Origin of the sequence: Aidingimonas halophila, from assembly GCF_900106955.1 — a bacterium.
Classification (GTDB): domain Bacteria; phylum Pseudomonadota; class Gammaproteobacteria; order Pseudomonadales; family Halomonadaceae; genus Aidingimonas; species Aidingimonas halophila.
Genome location: NZ_FNNI01000001.1, coordinates 20,410 through 37,078, shown reverse-complemented (window position 1 = coordinate 37,078; position 16,669 = coordinate 20,410). Strand labels below are relative to the sequence as shown.

Genomic DNA, 16,669 nt, shown 5'->3' with positions numbered 1-16,669 from the left:
ATACTCCTCATCAGGTCAGCGATAACTCATCCAATACCCTGGCAAGGTTCTGTCGACCTTTCTTATCCAATCCTTGGAGTGGCAGCGGCAAGCAGGGCGACGCAGCCAAACCCTGAAGCTCAGCCGCTGTGGCGATCACACGTAGGCTGCCGCCATGTTGACTGAACAGTGCCCATAGCGGGTTCAATCTTTCGGAAAGGCGCAGGGCTTGCTGGGTATCGCCGGCCTGAGAAGCACGGGTGATGGCCAGTGCTGTTTGTGGAAACAGGCCGCCAATCACTGAATACCAGGCCTCACATCCGGCATTCATGCCTATGGCTGCCAAGGGATCACCGCTGATCCCGATCGTGATATGAGACGGGATAAGCGTTCGCAGGCGCTCGATACGCACACTGGCGGCATCAGGCGCTGCCGGAACGCCAGGAATCTTGATGGAGCCGACGTTGGGCAGTTGAGCAATATGTCCGTGCAATTCGTCACTAAATTCGAAATGGGTGGTGCGAGGGTTGTCGTAGACGCATAGCGGCACTGACAGGTTGTGTGCCACGGTTTCATACAGGCCGAAGACTTCTTCCTCGGATAGTGGCTGATACGACATGGGGGCCAGCAGCACAGCGCTCGCTCCCGCCTTCTGTGCATCTTCGGCCAGGGCCAATACGTCTCGAGTACTCAAAGCACTGATGCCAATGATCACTGGGATATCGCCGGCATGTTTCTCCGCAAGCTGCGCGATGCGTGCCCGCTCCTCTCGAGTGAGATAGGCGTAATTCCCTGTCGACCCCAGTGCACCGATGGAGTCGACGCCAGCATCGGCCAAGCGCTCGATCAGTCGTATAAAGGCCACCTCGTCGACTACGCCATGCTGCATGGGGGTCAAGGGAAAGGCACTCAGACCGGAAAACATGTTCGGCTCTCCTCAGTGAATGGATCATGAGACGATGACCCTGAATGAAAGGTTTGTATGCATCCCGGTCAGGCCTTGCGGTTTGCAACCGCCATCAGTAGTCCCAAGGTCATCAGGGTGGCTCCTGACAACCGGGACAGCAGGCGCTCTCTGGCAGCCTTGGCGACCCCCGACCCGACGATTCGGCTCGCGGCGAAGACGGCAATCAGATCCACCGTACTGTTCAACAGGACGCAGATGCTCCCGAGCAAGATAAATTGAGGCGCCATGGCCTGCTGTGCCGATACGAACTGGGGAATAAAAGCCAGAAAGAACATGGCCGTCTTCACATTCAGCGTCTCGACAATGATCCCATCTCTAAGGGCCTTTGCGGGACCGGAGCGCTTGACGGCAGGTGACTCTGAGGCCGCCGGCCTGGAAAAGATCAACTTGATACCGAGGAAAACCAGATAAGCCGCCCCCAGGTACCTCACGACAGCGAACGCCATCGCTGACTGGGCAATCAGCAATGACAGGCCGAGGGCCGCGGCCAGGACATGTACCAGACCGCCCAAAGTCAAGCCTAATGTCGACGTGAGGCCTTCCGCTCTGCCTCCGGCGATGGTGCGTGCTACCACATAAGCGACACCGGGGCCGGGAATGACGGCCAGCAGCGTGGCTGCCAGCAGAAAGCTGATCGTGGGAAGCATGACATCCTCCTAGGGTGTATTGCCGGGGGCTACACTGAACAGCCGGGTGTCGATGACTGCCTCCGGCATCATACGGTGCAGTCCTTGAACGAGTCGGCCACCGGACTCAAGCAGCACTTCCAGCGGCATGACGGGCAGACTCTCCAGAATGAATCACGTACGGGACGCATCGGAACTCAGTCGAATCTTCCCTGCCCAGCGACCGGTAGGCGCGATACAGGCTATCCCCGGATCGATTGACGGCGAGACGGATGCACCGGAGAATCTTCTGGTGACCACTTCATTCCATGCTAGTGACCAATGACCAAAAAAGTCAATATATCGACCGACCCTGGTGCCGATGCACAGTCCGTCAGCCAGGCCGTCGCCATCAAGCTCAAAGCGCATAGAAAGGAACAGAAGTTTTCCCTCGACGAGCTGTCCCGGCGTGCGGGTATCAGCAAGGGGATGCTGGTCGAGATGGAGAAGGGGCTCGCCAATCCCAGTATCGCCATCCTGTGCAAGGTGGCGGCAGCGCTCGGTATATCAGTAGCGGATATCGTGAATGTCGCCAGCCCTCCGGCAGTGCACTTGATCGAGCAAAAGGACATCCCGACGTTATGGAACGGCCCCAAGGGAGGCACCGCCCGACTGCTTGCGGGTACGAGCGGCCCCGACATGATCGAGATGTGGCGCTGGGAGATGCAGCCAGGAGAGATATTCAAGGCACTGAGCCATCCGAATGGCACGCATGAGCTGTTTCATGTAGAGCAAGGAGAGTTGAGGATAGCCGTCGGTGAAACCGAGTTGGTCGTTCCTGCAGGCTCTTCAGCCGTAGCAAGGACGGACGTACCTCATCTGTACGCCAATGATGGCGAATCCAAGCTTGTATTTACGATGACCGTTGTCGAGCTTCACCAATAGTTGATGATTCACTTGGCGCGCATTTCAACACCTTGAGACAGATCTCCCCGTTTATAGCTTGATGAATAGACAGTCAAGGCTGGCGTGTCTGCGTAGTTGATACTGATCCTTGCTGCTGTGATGTCACTTCAGGCAGCGCCTAGGGCAGCGGGATGTCATTGACCCTTTTCGGGCTGTGATAACCGCGCTGTACGGCTGGGCGTTCGGCGATCGTCTGGTACCAGCGCTTCACGTTCGGATAGTCGTTGAGGTCGATGCGCTGCCACTCGAAGCGTGATGCCCAGGGCCAGATGGCCATGTCGGCGATGCTGTAATCCTCGACAACGAAGTCCCGGTCGGCGAGGCGGGTATCGAGTACCCGGTAGAGGCGCTGGGCTTCCTGGTGAAAGCGTTCCTCGGCGTAGGGCGCCTTGCCGGCGTTAAAGCGCAGGAAATGGTGTGCCTGGCCCAGCATCGGTCCGAAGCCACCCATCTGCCACATCAGCCATTCGAACACGCGATGACGCCCCACGCTGTCTTCAGGCAGGAAACGGCCGGTCTTCTCGGCGAGGTAGATCATGATCGCGCCGGACTCCATCAGCGTCATTCCGGTCTCGTTATCGCGGATCGCCGGAATCTTGTTGTTGGGGCTCACGGCCAGGAACGAGGGGGCGTGCTGCTCACCCTGAGTGATATTCACGGCCTGGGTGCGGTAGGGCAGTTCCAGCTCTTCCAGCAGAATCGACACCTTGCGGCCGTTGGGCGTGCTCCAGGTCCAGAAATCGATCATCGGTATCTCCAGTGAGTGGTCAGGATCCATGCATATTCGGGCCAGATGCCAAGATACCGCATATGATTCGTTCATGCTGTAGAGTAAGGACCGGCCGTTCATGCGTGGCATGCCGCTCCTTTCCATGTCGACGTCAGACACCGTGATGAATACCAGCTACCTCACCGTCGTCCCTCAGCCTCCGTTGGCTGATTACATTGCCGGGATTTGGATTCAACAGGCCGGGGTTGTCGCGTCTCATGCAGACAACAGCCCCACGCGTGTCGTGCCTACGGGTGTCGCCGAGATGACGTTCCAGTTTGGGGATCCAATGTGGGAGCTGGGCATGGGAGCGATGCCGCGCAGTACGTTCAATGGCCAGAAAACCCGATTCAAGGAATATCGGGCAACCGGCACGACGGGGTTGCTCATCGTTCGCTTCAAGCCCTGGGCGGCCGCTGCCTTTCTCCCGCAACCGCTGCACGAGCTGGAGGATCTGAACGTTGATCTGGCGACCCTGGTGGATGGAGAGCTTGTCGACCGTCTGAGTGATGCGCTGCTACATGCCGGCTTCGATAGTGCGCGAATCGCACTCGTCGAGGGCTTCCTCCTGACCTTGCTTCGGACCTATAACGCACGTCTGGACCCGGTGGCCAGACGTGCGGTCCACCACATTGTGGACGCCAAGGGCACGCTTCGTATTGGCCATTTGTCCGAGCACCTGGGACTGGGACTCCGCCAATTCCAGCAACGGTTCCGCGCGGGTGTCGGGCTGACGCCGAAAGGCTTCTCGTCGATCGTCCGTTTTCAGTCTGCGTTAGCGGATAGCGCCAGCTATCAGGACACGTACTACGATCAATCCCATTTCATCCATGCGTCTCGGCGACTCGTGGGCGTGACACCCACCGCTCTCCAGGCATTACGCAGGGCGAGTGCACTCGGTTGCCACTTCAATCGGCCTGCGCATTTTTACAATACGGTCTACTTGCGTCCTGATTACGATGACTCCGTCAGACAGAGCGCATTGGAACGGAGAGAGTCATGATCCTGAGACTGTGGCGCGGCTGGACTCACCAGCAGGATGCCGATACCTATGAACAACTCCTGAAAAATACCGTGTTCCCGCGCATCGAAGCGAAAAATGTTGAAGGCTTTCGCCGCATTCGTTTGCTGAGGATGGACAGTGAGGCGCGAGAGACAGAATTCGTCACATTGATGGAATTCGATTCCCTGGAGGCCGTTAAACGGTTTGCCGGGGAGGACTACTGGATAGCCTACGTACCGGAGGAGGCTCAACGCGTCTTGGCTCATCACGATACGCAGTCCAGACATTATGAGGTCGTCGAGGATCGTGGATAGCCGGAACCGTGTTCACGCGTCATGAATCGAAACCGATGCCGAGCCGATCCAGCGTTTTCAGGAAAAGCGAACGATGCCCGGTGCGATCCTCCAGCGCCAGATGACGTTGCGCGAGGCGCACGGCGCCGCTACGTATCGGCTCGGGGGGAAAGGGCACCGGAAAACGGCGCAGCATGCCGAGGCGCGTGCGTTCGGTTGGCCGGCCATCGAGCATGTCGAGCATGGCGAGTGCAGCGAATCGGCTGGCCGACACCCCCTGGCCGGTGAATCCCATCGCGTAGGCCAGCCGTCCCTTGAGCGCGGTGCCTGCGAAGAAGGTCGTGCGCGCCGAAGTGTCGATGATCCCGCCCCACGCATGGCTGAAGTCGACATCCGCCAAGCTGGGGAAGGCGTCGCTAAAGTTGGCCTCCAGGCGGGCGTAGCTTTCCGGGCGGTGCAATAGCGCCTCGTCCTGGCGGCTGCCGTAGTGGTAGATGGCGTCGAAACCTCCCCACAGGATGCGGTTGTCGGCGGTTTTGCGGAAATAGTGGAATTGATTGCCGGTATCGGCGATGCCGTGTCGGTCTCGCCAGCCGATGGCGGAGAGTTGGGCGTCGCTCAGGGGCTCGGTGACCAGCGTGTAATCGAAAATCGGGATCACCGCCATCTTCAGGCGCTTCAAAAGTGGGGCGGCGGCATTGGTGGCCATGGCTACGCGTGATGCGCCAAGTTCCGCTTGTGGGGTGGTAAGACGCACCCCTTGGGGAGTGCGGTTCAGCGCGGTAACGGGCGTATGCTCGTGAATGTCGATGCCTTGCGTCAGGCATGCCTGACGCAATCCCGCCACCAGCTTGCCGGGATTGACCAGCGCGTAATTCGGTTCGAAAAGTCCCGTGGCATATTTCGGGCTGTCGAAGCGTTCACGCAGCGCATCGCCTTCCAGCAGGGTCGTCGCGATCCCGAACCTCGCATAAGCGAGTTGCATCGATTCGAGCCCTTCGGCCTGCCACGGTGTGGCAGCGACATTGAGTTTCCCCTGGCGTTCGAATTCCGCATCGATGCCATAACGCTCAAGGTCTTCCTGCAGACCGTCGAGATTGTCCAGCCCCAGGCGAACCAGTGTTGTCGCTTCCCGGGGCCAGCGAGCCAGCGCGTTGGACACCCCGTGCGAAATGCTCGGTGCACAGAATCCCCCGTTGCGACCGCTGGCGGCGTTGCCGCACAGGGAGGCTTCCAGTACGACGATGCGTGCATCGGGGTGGCGTTCACGCGCCTTGAGCGCACACCATAGCCCAGTGAACCCGCCGCCGATCACCGCGAGGTCACAGGAGGTCTCGGCGCCGAGTGCTGGGCAGGCCGACTGTGGTGGTACCGTTTCCGCCCAGAAAGGCGTTCGAGTGGCAGTATCGAAGCGGGTGCTCGTGGACATGTCGGGCCTCTTCATGTTCGGACAGGCTGCAGGATCAGCGCTTCCAACTCGGCTAACTCCTGCGTTGAGTTCACCCCCATGACTTCCAGGGCGTCGGCCTCGACGGTGGCAACGCGGTGGCCCGCCTGCCGCGCAAGGCCGACGATATCCGTCAGGTAGTACTCGCCCTTGGCATTGTCGCAACCCACCTGGGCCAGTAGCGGGAAAAGCCGCTCGGCGCGGGCAGCGACAATACCGGAGTTGCATAGGCCAATGGCACGTTCGGCCGGCGTCGCGTCGGCATGCTCCACGATCCGTTCCAGCTCGCCATCGGTGTTCGTGACGAGACGACCGTAGGCACGTGTGTCCTCGGGACGAAAGCCCAGCACGGCGAGCGGCGTGTCGCTGGCCACCGCCATGCACAGCCGTGCCATTGTGGTGGCGGAAACCAACGGGACGTCGCCATACAGCACCAGCACGACCCCGGCGAAATCCTGCAATGCCGGGGCGGCCATCTGCACCGCATGGGCCGTGCCGAGCTGTTCTTCCTGTATGGCGATCGCAAGGTCGGGGAAAGCGCTGGTGATCTGCTCGCGTCCGGCGCCCACCACGACGATGTGGCGTTCCGCGCCGAGTGCCTCCAGGTTATCGAGAACGTGGGCCAGTAGAGGCTTGCCGGCCAGAGGGTGAAGTACCTTGTGCACGTCCGACCCCATCCGCGAGCCTTGGCCCGCTGCCAGAACCACGGCTGCGACCGTTGGCGATAGATGGCTCATTGCGCCTCCTCTGAGTCGAGATACCACCCCCAGGTCTCATGGTGGTCGAATCGCGTGATCTGTTTGAGTTCGCGATAGGCTTCGAAGCCGGCTTCGCCCAGCTCACGGCCGATGCCGGAGCTCTTGTAGCCGCCCCAGGGCGCCTGAACGAAAGTGGGTTGTGAACAGTTGACCCAGATGATGCCGGCACGCAACCTGGCCGCGACCCGGTCGCAGCGCTCGAGATCATCGGACATGACGGCGCCTGCCAGGCCATAGGGGCCGTCGTTGGCCATAGCGATGGCCTCGGTTTCCGTATCGAATGGATTGATGCAGACCACTGGACCGAAGACTTCTTCACGCCAGATCTCGGCATCCAATGGCACGTCCGTATAGATGGTGGGGTCGATGTAATAGCCTGTCTGCATGCCGGCAGGCCGGCCGCCACCGGTCAGTCGCCGTGCACCGCTGTCGCGAGCACGCTCGAGAAAGCCCATGACCTTGTCGTATTGGCTTTGGGACACGATCGGACCGAGTTTGACTCCGGTTTTCGTCCCGGGGCCGATGACGATGTTCTCGGCCGCTTCCTTCAGTCGCTCCAGCAGGCGCGGGTAGAGCCGACGTTCGATCAGCACTCGCGACGTGGCCGAGCAGACCTCCCCCTTGTTCCAGAAGATGCCGAAAAGGATCCACTCGACAGCCTTGTTGATGTCGCAATCGGCAAAGACGACAAAGGGGGACTTGCCTCCCAGTTCCAGCGACACGGTGCGGATTCCCGCCGAGGCGGCCTGCATCACCTTGCGGCCAGTGGGAACCGATCCGGTAAAAGCGACCTTGTCCACCAGCACGTGTTCGGTCAGGGGCGCCCCCGCTTCAGGTCCGGTGCCGGTGATCAGATTGAACACACCGGCGGGAAGGCCGGCGGCATCGATGATCTTCGCCAGCTCCACGCAGGACATGGAGCACAGCTCAGAGGGTTTTAGGACCACCGTGCAGCCTGCCGCCAGTGCCGGCGCCACTTTCCAGACCGCCATCAGCAACGGGAAGTTCCAGGGTGTGATCGCGGTCACGACCCCCACGGGTTCGCGGCGGATACGGCTGTCGAAACGCGCGTCCCCCACATCGACCGCCGTGTCACCTCGCTCCTCGGCTGCGTCTGCCAGGTCGGCGTAATAATCGAAGCAGAAGGCCGCATCCTCGATATCCCATACCGCTTCGGGCAGCGGCTTGCCGTTGTCGCGGGTTTCGAGCGCCGCGATGTCTTCCAGGCGCGCGCGAATGCCTGTCGCGATGCGTCGTAGTGCTGCCGTTCGCTCGGCGACCGGCAACTCGGACCAACGGCCGTCATCAAAGGCACGGCGAGCGGCACGTACCGCGAGATCTGCATCCACGGCGTCACCGGCGGCGACGGTGGCGAAGGCTGTCTCGGTCGCCGGATCCACCGCCGGGAAACTCCCGCCGGACACGGGCGCCACAAAGGCCCCATCGATGTAGAGTGGTGTCGTCATCGCGCATGGTCTCCTGTCAGGATCGGTTCAGACGTGCTTGCGTCCGCCTTCGTGGTAGAACCAGTCATCGGGGTAGGGGTACCACCAGTCGTGTCGGACCGGCTGGTGATCGAGCACGACCATCTTGGTGCGACGGAAGGCATCCAGGCCCTGACGGCCGAGTTCCCGGCCCAGGCCGGACGCTTTCCAGCCACCGAAGGGCAGGGCGTCATTGTCGATCATCGGATTGTTGATCCAGACCATGCCGGCCTCGAGCCGTTCCGATGCCTCGTGTGCCTCCGCCAGGTCGGTGGTGAAGATGGAGGCACCCAGGCCGAAGCGGCTGTCATTGGCGGCCTGCATGGCGGCATCGAAATCGGCCACGCGCACGACGGCCACGACCGGGCCGAAGAGCTCTTCATTGAGGATATCCATTGCCGGCGTGCAGTCGGTAAGAATGGTCGGTTCATAGAACCACCCCGTGTCGAGCCCGGGAGGGACGCGGCCGCCACAAGCGACCTTGGCACCTTTGGCGATGGCGTCGTTCACGAGGCGCTGGACTTTCTCCCGTGCGGCCTGGTTGGCCAGCGGGCCGATCTCGGACTTCTCCAGCCCGTTGCCGATGCGTAGACGCTGTGTCTCGGCGACGAAGGCATCGATGAAATCGTCATGGATACTGTCGACGACGTAGAGACGCTCGGTGGACGTGCAGACCTGTCCCGACATATGAAAGGCACCGGTGACCGCTCCGGCGGCGGCGACCTCCAAGGGGGCGTGGGCGGTGATGATCATCGGGTCGGAGCCGCCCGCCTCGATCACCGCCGGCTTCATGCGTCGGGCGGCGCCGGCAGCGACGTTCTGTGCGGCGGCGACCGAACCGGTAAAGGCGATGGCGTGCGTCCGTTCGCTCTCGACCAGGGCCTGGCCCGTCTCGGCATCGCCGGGCACGCAGGCCACGAGCCCCTCGGGCAATTCATCGAATACCTGCATGAATTCCAGCGTCGAGAGCGTGGTGGCGGCGGCGGGCTTGATGACGCAACCGTTGCCGGCAGCCAGCGAGGCAGCGACCGTCCAGCACATCAACAGGATGGGGAAATTGAAGGGCATGATATGGGCGGAGACGCCATAGGGCTCGTAGCGGGCATACTGGAGCGAGCCGGTCTGCGTCGTGCCTGCGACCTTGCCCGCCTCGTCACGCGCCATTTCCGCATAGTAGCGAAAGATCGGGGCGCAGTTGGCGACCTCGCCGATGGCCTCAGGGTAGGGCTTGCCCATTTCGCGGCTCATCAGAACGGCGCACCGGCTGACATCGGTGGCTTCGATCCGGTTGGCGAGTCGGTGCAGGTGCTGGGCACGGGTCTTGGCATCCAGACGTTTCCAGGCTGCCTGAGCGGTGTTGACGCGCGTGAGGACTCTGTCGATTTCTGCGGCGTTCATTTCGACTCGCACCCCGACCTCTTCGAGGGTGGCAGGATCGATCACCGGCCGAGTCGGACTCTCGCTGAGTTGGTAGTTCGGCACGAGGTAGTACCGAGGGGTTGCCGTGTCAGTCATGGGGCGCTCCTTGAGTGTCGTGAGATCCGTCGCCCAGGGCGGTGCCTTTGGCCTGCCAGCCGGGCAAGTGGGTGTTCAGAAAATCCGTGATATCGGTGAGGCCGGCCCCCGCCAGGCTGCTTTCCAACTGCCCGAGAACGCGAGGCAGGTAAGTGAGATAGCGCGACTTGCCATGGAGGCGATTCAGGCGCAGGAAGACACCGGCAATGCGGGCGTGACGCTGTGCCCCCAGCAGCGCATAGCGGTGACGTATCGCCGCCGCATCGCCCAACCGTTCGGGAGCGCCGTTGATGTAGCGCGCCAGCATGCGTTCCTCCAGCCCGGGAGCCAGATCCCGCCGGGCATCCTGGAGCAAGGAGACCAGATCGTATTCGCAGGGGCCCAGAACGGCATCCTGGAAATCCAGTAGCCCACAGCGGGCCACCCCCTTGCGCTGCGACAACAGCATCAGGTTGTCGACGTGAAAATCGCGCAACACGAGCGTGTCGACCTGGCCTGCTACCGGCGCCAGCGCTTGCTCCCATAGCGTGTGGAACTGCCGGGCGAATGCCGGGTGATCCATGTCCGGGGCGATCGCAGGGGCATACCAATCAGAAAAGATGCCGAGCTCGTCGAGCAGTGTCGTCATGTCATAGACGGGCTGAGATACCCGTGCCGCGCCGGTATGATGGTGCAGGTGCAAGAGTGCATCGACGGCGAGGGCGTACAGCGTGCTTTCATCTTCGCCCGTGTTCAGGCAGGTCGCGTACGTGCGATGGCCGAAGTCCTCCACCAGCGCGAGGCCATGGTCGGGATCGGCGCCGTGGACGACCGGAGCGGCTAGCCCCAGCGTGTTGAGATGATGCGACAGTCTCAGATAAGCCGCGAAACCGATGGGGTCATCGCGATCCTCCATCAGCAAGAGCTCTGCCTCCGGCAAGCGAAAATAGCGCCGCGATGAGGCATCCCCGGTCAGGGGCTCGAGGCGTGCGCCCGCATGACCGTGCCGCGCCAGAAACCCGGCAGCGGTCGGCGTCAGCGTGGGGATGCCATGACTCGTCGCATTCATCGGATCATGTAGACCTTTTTGACCGTCTCGTGAATCGTGCATGTCCCTTTCCAGTCCTGAGGAAAAAACGCGACGGTATCCGGCGTGACCTCGATCACTTCACCGCTCTCGTGGACATAAGTGCAACGTCCCTGGATGAAATGACAGAATTCGTCGCGCGTGACATGGCACTCCCATTGGCCGGGAGTGCAGACCCACAGCCCGCATTCGGATTGGCCGTCCGGGCCTTTGTGCAGCAGCACTCCGGACGTGCGGGACTCTCCCTCGATCATCGTTGGAATCGTGCCCCAATCCACCGTATCGGTGATCGCGAGTGGTTCGTGCATGACGGGTGTCGGCATGGAAGTCTCCGTTTCAGTTGAGCATATAGTCGGTTCGAGCGTCGTGAGTGCCCCATGGCGATGGGGCGCCGTGACGCTCGGGTCAGTCACTGATGTGACTCCGCCAGGTCGATCAGCAGGCGTGCCGCTTTTGCCTGGCCGTTCTGTGATTGCATGTGCTCCGAGGTTGCCTTGAGCCGTGCCGTCATGGTGGTGTCGTTGAGGCAGGCCTCGATCTTTTCGATCATTGCCTCGTCGGTCCAGTCATAGCGCTCCGAACGGAAACCGTGTCCGGTCTCCTGGACACGCATGGCGTTATCGTGGCCATCCCAGACATACGACATGATGATCGCCGGCTTGCCGAAATAGAGGCACTCCGTGAACGAGTTGTTGCCGCCGTGATGAATCACCGCATCGACTTGCGGTATGACGGACGGCTGGGGAAACCAGCTATCGATGATCACGTTGTCGGGGATGTCGGAATACTCATCCTTATAGTCGCCGACATTCACCAGCGCGCGATAACGAGTCTTGCCGATCAAGGTGATCAAGCGCTTGAGCAGATCGGTGTCCCCTGAGCCGAGCGAGCCGAAGGAGACGTAGAGCAGGGGGCCGTCGTCGTTCTTCCTGAATGTGGGAATCGTGTAAGGCTCATCCTGGCGCACGCAGCCCTCGAGATACTGGAAACGCCTCGAATCGAGCGGTTGGGAACGCTTGTAGGTGACCGGTGCGGGGTAGAGCAGCAGATTGAGATGGGGAGACGCCTCGAAGAACTGGCCGAGCGGGTAGGGCGCTTCACCGGTCGATTCCAGAAACGTGTTGAAGTCATCGTGAATCGGCTTGATGACTTCGTTGAACCTGGCGCGAAAGGCCTGGTGCCCAGCCGTGTCATGCTCGCTCATGCCGGACAGGTGCGGCGGGATCGCCTCGTCCTCGATCTCGTTTTCCGAACAGGAAATGATGCGGACCCAGGGAACGCCGTACTGTTTGATGGCCGGGAAGAGAATGACGTTGTCGACGGAAATCACATCCGGTTTGATCCGGGCGAGGATCGCGGGGAGATCCTCTTCCGCCCATTTGGCACTGTCGACGATGGCTTCCCAGCACTCCTTGACATAGTTGTCGAGCTGGTCGATGGGCGATTTACGGAAATTCGGGATATGTCCGTTGATGAAGTCATCCCAGAATTTGGCCATCTGCTCAGGTGGCATTGGCTCCGAGAGGTTGACGGGGTGCGATTCGAAGCCGTAGCTCTCGTACACTTCGATGAAGCCGGGGTCGGAGAGAAAAACGGCTTTGTGTCCCATCCGTTCGACGGCCTGGGCGATGCCGACCGAATTGAGTGCCGGGCCGTAAGCGGCTTCGGGGAAGAAAGCGAAGGTTTTCGTTGTCATGTCGTTTCCTCTTTCGTTGGGGCTTGCACAGGTCATGCAGCATTGCTCGTTGTTGTTGTGCTCGGCATATGGTGGCGTTGCCGCTCCCTAGGCAGTGAAGACACGGGTGTCGCGGGCCGACCAGCCGACGGAGACCTCCTCGCCAACGGAAAACGGATGCCCCTCAGCCGCGTCGGCGGTCAGTCGCACCATTACTGGGTGCGGCGAAACGGGGGTCTCGAGATGCAGATGCAGGTCGAGACCGTGATAGGCCATGGCGCTGATTCGCCCATTCAGGCAATTGTCGGCATCCGCCACCCCCAGGCGCAGGCGCTCGGGACGCACGGCCGCCAGGGCGTTATCACCGGGCTTGAGGTCGGCCGGCAGCGGGGCGGCTATCCGGCTGCCATTGACGGCGCGAAGGGCGCCTGAGTCGACCCGCGCGGGCAGGAAGTTCATGACCCCGATGAAATCGGCGGCAAAGCGATTGACGGGATACTCGTAGATCTCATGTGGAGAACCGCATTGCAGTAGTTCCCCGTCTTTCAGGATCGCGATGCGGTCGGCCATCACCAGCGCCTCTTCCTGGTCATGCGTGACGACGATAAAGGTAATGCCGAACGTGTTCTGGATATGCTTGAGCTCCAGTTGCATTTCCCCACGCAACTTCTTGTCCAGCGCCCCGAGCGGCTCATCCAGTAACAGCAGGCGAGGCCGTTTGACGAGCGCCCGGCCCAACGCAACGCGCTGCCGCTGTCCGCCGGACAGTTGCTCGGGTTTACGCTCGGCGAGGTGGGTCAGTTGGATGGTGCTGAGCATCTCGTCGACGCGCTCGTTGATCTCGGTGCGGGGCAGCTTCTCCATCTCCAGGCCATAGGCGATGTTCTGCGCCACGGTCATATGCGGGAACAGCGCATAGGATTGGAACATCAGGTTGACCGGGCGGTGATTGGGCGGCACCTGAGAGATATCGTGCCCGTCGAGCAGAATGTGGCCCGACGACGGCATGTCGAAACCGGCGAGCATGCGCAGCAGGGTCGTCTTGCCGCTGCCGGACGCGCCGAGCAGGGCGAAAAACTCGTTCTCGCGGATATCGAGGGAGACCCCATTGACGGCGCGCAGCTCGCCAAAGCGTTTCTCTATGTTCGCAAGCGACAGGAGAGTGCTAGTCATTGTCCCGGAAGCCTTCCACGGTTAAGGCGCTGCGATATGGCCAGGGCGACGACGGAAAGTGTCATCACCAGCACTGCCAGCGCGTTGATTTCTGGCGTCACGCCAAAACGGATCATCGAGAAGATCTGCATGGGCAGCGTGATGGAGTCGCGCCCGGAGCCCGCCGTGAAATAGGCGATGATGAACTCGTCGATGGACAGGGTGAAAGCAAGCAGCGCGCCGGCGACCACCGCGGGTGTCAGCACGGGGAGGATGACGCGGCGCAAGGTGATGGGGGGCGTCGCACCAAGATCGGTAGAGGCTTCGACGATCGACCAGTCGAAACTCTTCAGCCTGGCTCGCACCACTGCACAGACAAAGGCGAGATTGAAGACGGTGTGGCTGATGATGATCGTATGCAGACCCATGCGGAAATCGAGCATGGAAAAGAAACTGAGCAAGGCAATGGCAAGCACGATGTCGGGAATGATCATCGGGGCAAAGATCACTGTCTCGAGAACACGCCCCTTGCGTCGGCGTATTTCCACGCCAATCGCCAGGAGGGTACCCAGTAGCGTGGCGGCCAGGGTCGAAACGATAGCGACGATCAACGTATTCAATGCCGCACCGATAATGTCGCTGTTGGCAATCAACTCGCCATACCAGTGCGTCGAAAACCCGGTCCAGGCAGTGGGCAGGCCGCTTGCATTGAAAGACAGGGCAAACAGCACCGATATGGGAATGTAGAGAAAGGCGAACGTCGCCGAGAGGATCAGCAACATGAACCGTAAACTGCTGCGGTTAGTCATCGGACACCTCCGCTCGTTGCTGACCCGAGGCCTTTTCACTGGCAAAGGTTTGCAGCGTCAACAACCCCATCATGATGGCGATCAGGAACATCGACAGCGCAGCACCGAAGGGCCAGTCGTTGGCGGTCAGGAACTGGTCATAGATCAGGTTGCCGATCATCTGGAATTGACCGCCACCCAAAAGGGCCGGCGTGACGAAGTTGCCGATCGAGAGCACGAACACGAAGACGAAACCGGTGGCGATGCCGGGTACGGTCATGGGGAGCGTGACCCGACGGAAGGTCGTCCATTCGGAGGCGCCAAGATCGCGCGATGCTTCATGGATTTCCGGATTGAGCCGGGAGAGCGGTGCGTAGCAGGCAAGGATGACGAAGGGCAGATAATTGTAGACCAGGCCGATGACCACGGCGGTTTCCGTATACAGCATCTGTGGCAGGTCGCCGTCGAACCCGACGGCTCTGGCCAGTGAGACAATCAGTCCCTCACGATTGAGCAGCACGATCCAGGCATAGGTACGCACGAGATAGTTCGACCAGAAGGGCAATACCGCAAAGAAGAGCAGAATCGGCTGGCGCTTTCTGGGCATGGAGGCGATGGCGTAGGCGGCGGCATAGCCGATGACGACGGCGATGGTTGCAGCGAGTCCGGCGATGCCGGCCGACTTGAGGAAGATTCGGGCATAGAGGGGGTCGAAGACCAGCGCGATATTGCTCAGGGTGAATTCATACACGATGCCCCCATAGATGCCTCGCCGAAAGAAGGCCAGCGCCAGGATCAGCAGGCAGGGGACCACCATGAACGCTGTCAGCCAGGCCAGCGCGGGTGTCATCAGGTAAACGGGCTTGCGATCAGTCATGGGCACTCGATTGCTATCCTCCCGGGCGTGCAGGAGCTCATGGCGTATTGCTGACGGCCGTCATGACGCCCGGAGCATGGCGCCCCGGGCTTGCAGAGAATCAGTTGGCCGCTTTGATCTCGGAGACCACGCGCGAGTAGGCACGCTGAGCATCACCGACGTTGCGTAGCTGCTCGAACGCCATCATCTCGTCCGGTGTCATGCCCAGGTTGGGGAATTGCTCGATCAGTGCAGGATCGAGTGCCTCCATCGCCGCCTGGTTGGGAACCTTGTAGAGGATGTTCTCGCTGGCCCAGCGGTGATTGTCGGCGTCGAGCACGTAATTGACGAACTCGTAGGCGGCTTCCTTGTTCTCCGATCCCTTGAGAATCACCATCGTATCCACCCACAGGTCGGAGCCTTCCCGGGGGATCACGTATTCGATGTCAGCGTTCTCGGCAATGCCATAGTTGCACCAGCCATCCCAGGCATGGACCAGCTCGGCTTCACCGGACACCAGCTTGGCGTAAAACGTCGTGTCGTCGTAGGCCAGCAGACTTTCCTTCGCCTCTATCAGGAGATTGCGAACGTCGGCGAGTTTATCGGGATCGGTTTCGTTGACGGAGTACCCCTTGGCGAGAAAACCCGCCCCCAGCAGCCAGCGATCGGTAGCCAGCATCGTGGTTTTACCCTGCAGTTCGTCACTGGGGTTCAGCAGGTCTTGCCAGGAGTCGGGCTGCCCGTCGACCAGATCGGAGCGATAGCACAATCCGGTCGTTCCCCAGGTGTAGGGAACCGAGTATTGGTTTCCGGGATCATGTGCCAGCTCGGTGGCTTCAGGGTACAGGTTGGCGAGATTCGGAAGCCGTTCGTGATCCAGCTGTTCCGCCAACCCCATGTTTTGCAGGACTTCCGCGAAAGGTGACGACACGAAGACGACATCATAGCCTCTGCCATTGGAGGCGATGAGCTTGCCCATGATCTCTTCATTGGTGCCGTGGAGGACGAGTTCGGCGTCGTTGCCGGTGGCTTCCGTGAAACTGTCGAGGGCCTCAGGTGCCATATAGCCATCCCAGTTGGAGATGACGAGGTCATCGGCGGCGGCCATGCCGCTACCGAAAGCCAGGCAGGTACCCAGTAGTAGCCCGATGCTGGATCGAAAATGCTGCATGTCGAGTCCTCAGTGTTGTTCTTGTGTCGCGCTCCGGCGGATTCTCTGTACCGGAGGTGAGTCGGTGGTCAATACGCGTTGTCCACTCTGTATGCTAGTATTAATCAAAACAAAGATACGTCAATGTGTATTCGCTGTTCTTTTTTACTAGCGGCTGTCGTTCAATCTTCAGCCT

General features: G+C 60.7%; 17 protein-coding genes. 3 read left to right on the top strand and 14 right to left on the bottom strand.

The genetic code is table 11. From position 1 onward, the window contains the following. Positions 1 to 10 precede the first annotated feature (10 nt). Positions 11 to 904, bottom strand: coding sequence for a dihydrodipicolinate synthase family protein (locus BLW01_RS00195; protein ID WP_092567469.1), 894 nt, complete (start codon positions 902 to 904; stop codon positions 11 to 13). Between the two features lie 68 nt (positions 905 to 972). Continuing rightward, complete coding sequence (locus BLW01_RS00190) at positions 973 to 1,593, bottom strand: LysE family translocator (RefSeq protein ID WP_092567468.1); 621 nt, start codon at positions 1,591 to 1,593, stop codon at positions 973 to 975. A gap of 300 nt (positions 1,594 to 1,893) precedes the next feature. Here BLW01_RS00190 and BLW01_RS00185 point away from each other — a divergent pair, with 300 nt between their 5' ends. Next, positions 1,894 to 2,496 (top strand): helix-turn-helix domain-containing protein, encoded by a 603-nt coding sequence (locus BLW01_RS00185; protein WP_092567467.1) that lies wholly within the window; start codon positions 1,894 to 1,896, stop codon positions 2,494 to 2,496. 139 nt (positions 2,497 to 2,635) lie between these two features. On the opposite strand, the gene BLW01_RS00180 is transcribed toward BLW01_RS00185, so the two are convergent. After that, a complete protein-coding gene (locus tag BLW01_RS00180) occupies positions 2,636 to 3,265 on the bottom strand; it encodes a glutathione S-transferase family protein (RefSeq protein ID WP_092568055.1) in 630 nt (209 codons plus the stop codon). A gap of 100 nt (positions 3,266 to 3,365) precedes the next feature. Between BLW01_RS00180 and BLW01_RS00175 the strand changes: the two genes are divergently transcribed. Further along, positions 3,366 to 4,289, top strand: a complete 924-nt coding sequence (locus BLW01_RS00175) for a helix-turn-helix domain-containing protein (protein WP_092567465.1) — start codon at positions 3,366 to 3,368, stop codon at positions 4,287 to 4,289. Further along, positions 4,286 to 4,603, top strand: coding sequence for an antibiotic biosynthesis monooxygenase (locus tag BLW01_RS00170; RefSeq protein WP_092567464.1), 318 nt, complete (start codon positions 4,286 to 4,288; stop codon positions 4,601 to 4,603). The genes BLW01_RS00175 and BLW01_RS00170 overlap by 4 nt, the downstream gene beginning before the upstream one ends. A gap of 19 nt (positions 4,604 to 4,622) precedes the next feature. Here the strand turns inward: BLW01_RS00170 and BLW01_RS00165 are convergent, their stop codons facing one another. From BLW01_RS00165 to BLW01_RS00115, 11 genes are all read right to left on the bottom strand, one after another. Next, positions 4,623 to 6,011, bottom strand: coding sequence for an NAD(P)/FAD-dependent oxidoreductase (locus BLW01_RS00165; RefSeq protein ID WP_092567463.1), 1,389 nt, complete (start codon positions 6,009 to 6,011; stop codon positions 4,623 to 4,625). Positions 6,012 to 6,022: 11 nt separating this feature from the next. Then, entirely contained in the window at positions 6,023 to 6,766 is a 744-nt protein-coding gene (locus BLW01_RS00160) for an NTP transferase domain-containing protein (RefSeq protein WP_092567462.1), read from the bottom strand. Next, positions 6,763 to 8,253, bottom strand: a complete 1,491-nt coding sequence (locus tag BLW01_RS00155) for an aldehyde dehydrogenase family protein (RefSeq protein ID WP_092567461.1) — start codon at positions 8,251 to 8,253, stop codon at positions 6,763 to 6,765. Before BLW01_RS00155 ends, BLW01_RS00160 begins: the two co-directional genes overlap by 4 nt. Positions 8,254 to 8,280: 27 nt before the next feature. Further along, positions 8,281 to 9,786 (bottom strand): aldehyde dehydrogenase family protein, encoded by a 1,506-nt coding sequence (locus BLW01_RS00150; protein WP_092567460.1) that lies wholly within the window; start codon positions 9,784 to 9,786, stop codon positions 8,281 to 8,283. Next, a complete protein-coding gene (locus tag BLW01_RS00145; RefSeq protein WP_217635468.1) occupies positions 9,779 to 10,876 on the bottom strand; it encodes an aminoglycoside phosphotransferase family protein in 1,098 nt (365 codons plus the stop codon). The genes BLW01_RS00150 and BLW01_RS00145 overlap by 8 nt, the downstream gene beginning before the upstream one ends. Then, complete coding sequence (locus BLW01_RS00140; RefSeq protein ID WP_092567458.1) at positions 10,831 to 11,175, bottom strand: cupin domain-containing protein; 345 nt, start codon at positions 11,173 to 11,175, stop codon at positions 10,831 to 10,833. Before BLW01_RS00140 ends, BLW01_RS00145 begins: the two co-directional genes overlap by 46 nt. 86 nt (positions 11,176 to 11,261) lie before the next feature. Continuing rightward, entirely contained in the window at positions 11,262 to 12,548 is a 1,287-nt protein-coding gene (locus tag BLW01_RS00135) for a nucleotide disphospho-sugar-binding domain-containing protein (RefSeq protein ID WP_092567457.1), read from the bottom strand. A gap of 87 nt (positions 12,549 to 12,635) precedes the next feature. Next, a complete protein-coding gene (locus BLW01_RS00130) occupies positions 12,636 to 13,700 on the bottom strand; it encodes an ABC transporter ATP-binding protein (RefSeq protein WP_092567456.1) in 1,065 nt (354 codons plus the stop codon). Further along, entirely contained in the window at positions 13,697 to 14,488 is a 792-nt protein-coding gene (locus tag BLW01_RS00125) for an ABC transporter permease (RefSeq protein ID WP_092567455.1), read from the bottom strand. The genes BLW01_RS00130 and BLW01_RS00125 overlap by 4 nt, the downstream gene beginning before the upstream one ends. Further along, entirely contained in the window at positions 14,481 to 15,344 is an 864-nt protein-coding gene (locus BLW01_RS00120; protein ID WP_217635467.1) for an ABC transporter permease, read from the bottom strand. Before BLW01_RS00120 ends, BLW01_RS00125 begins: the two co-directional genes overlap by 8 nt. A gap of 100 nt (positions 15,345 to 15,444) precedes the next feature. Continuing rightward, positions 15,445 to 16,494, bottom strand: a complete 1,050-nt coding sequence (locus BLW01_RS00115) for a polyamine ABC transporter substrate-binding protein (RefSeq protein WP_092567454.1) — start codon at positions 16,492 to 16,494, stop codon at positions 15,445 to 15,447. Positions 16,495 to 16,669: the final 175 nt, after the last annotated feature.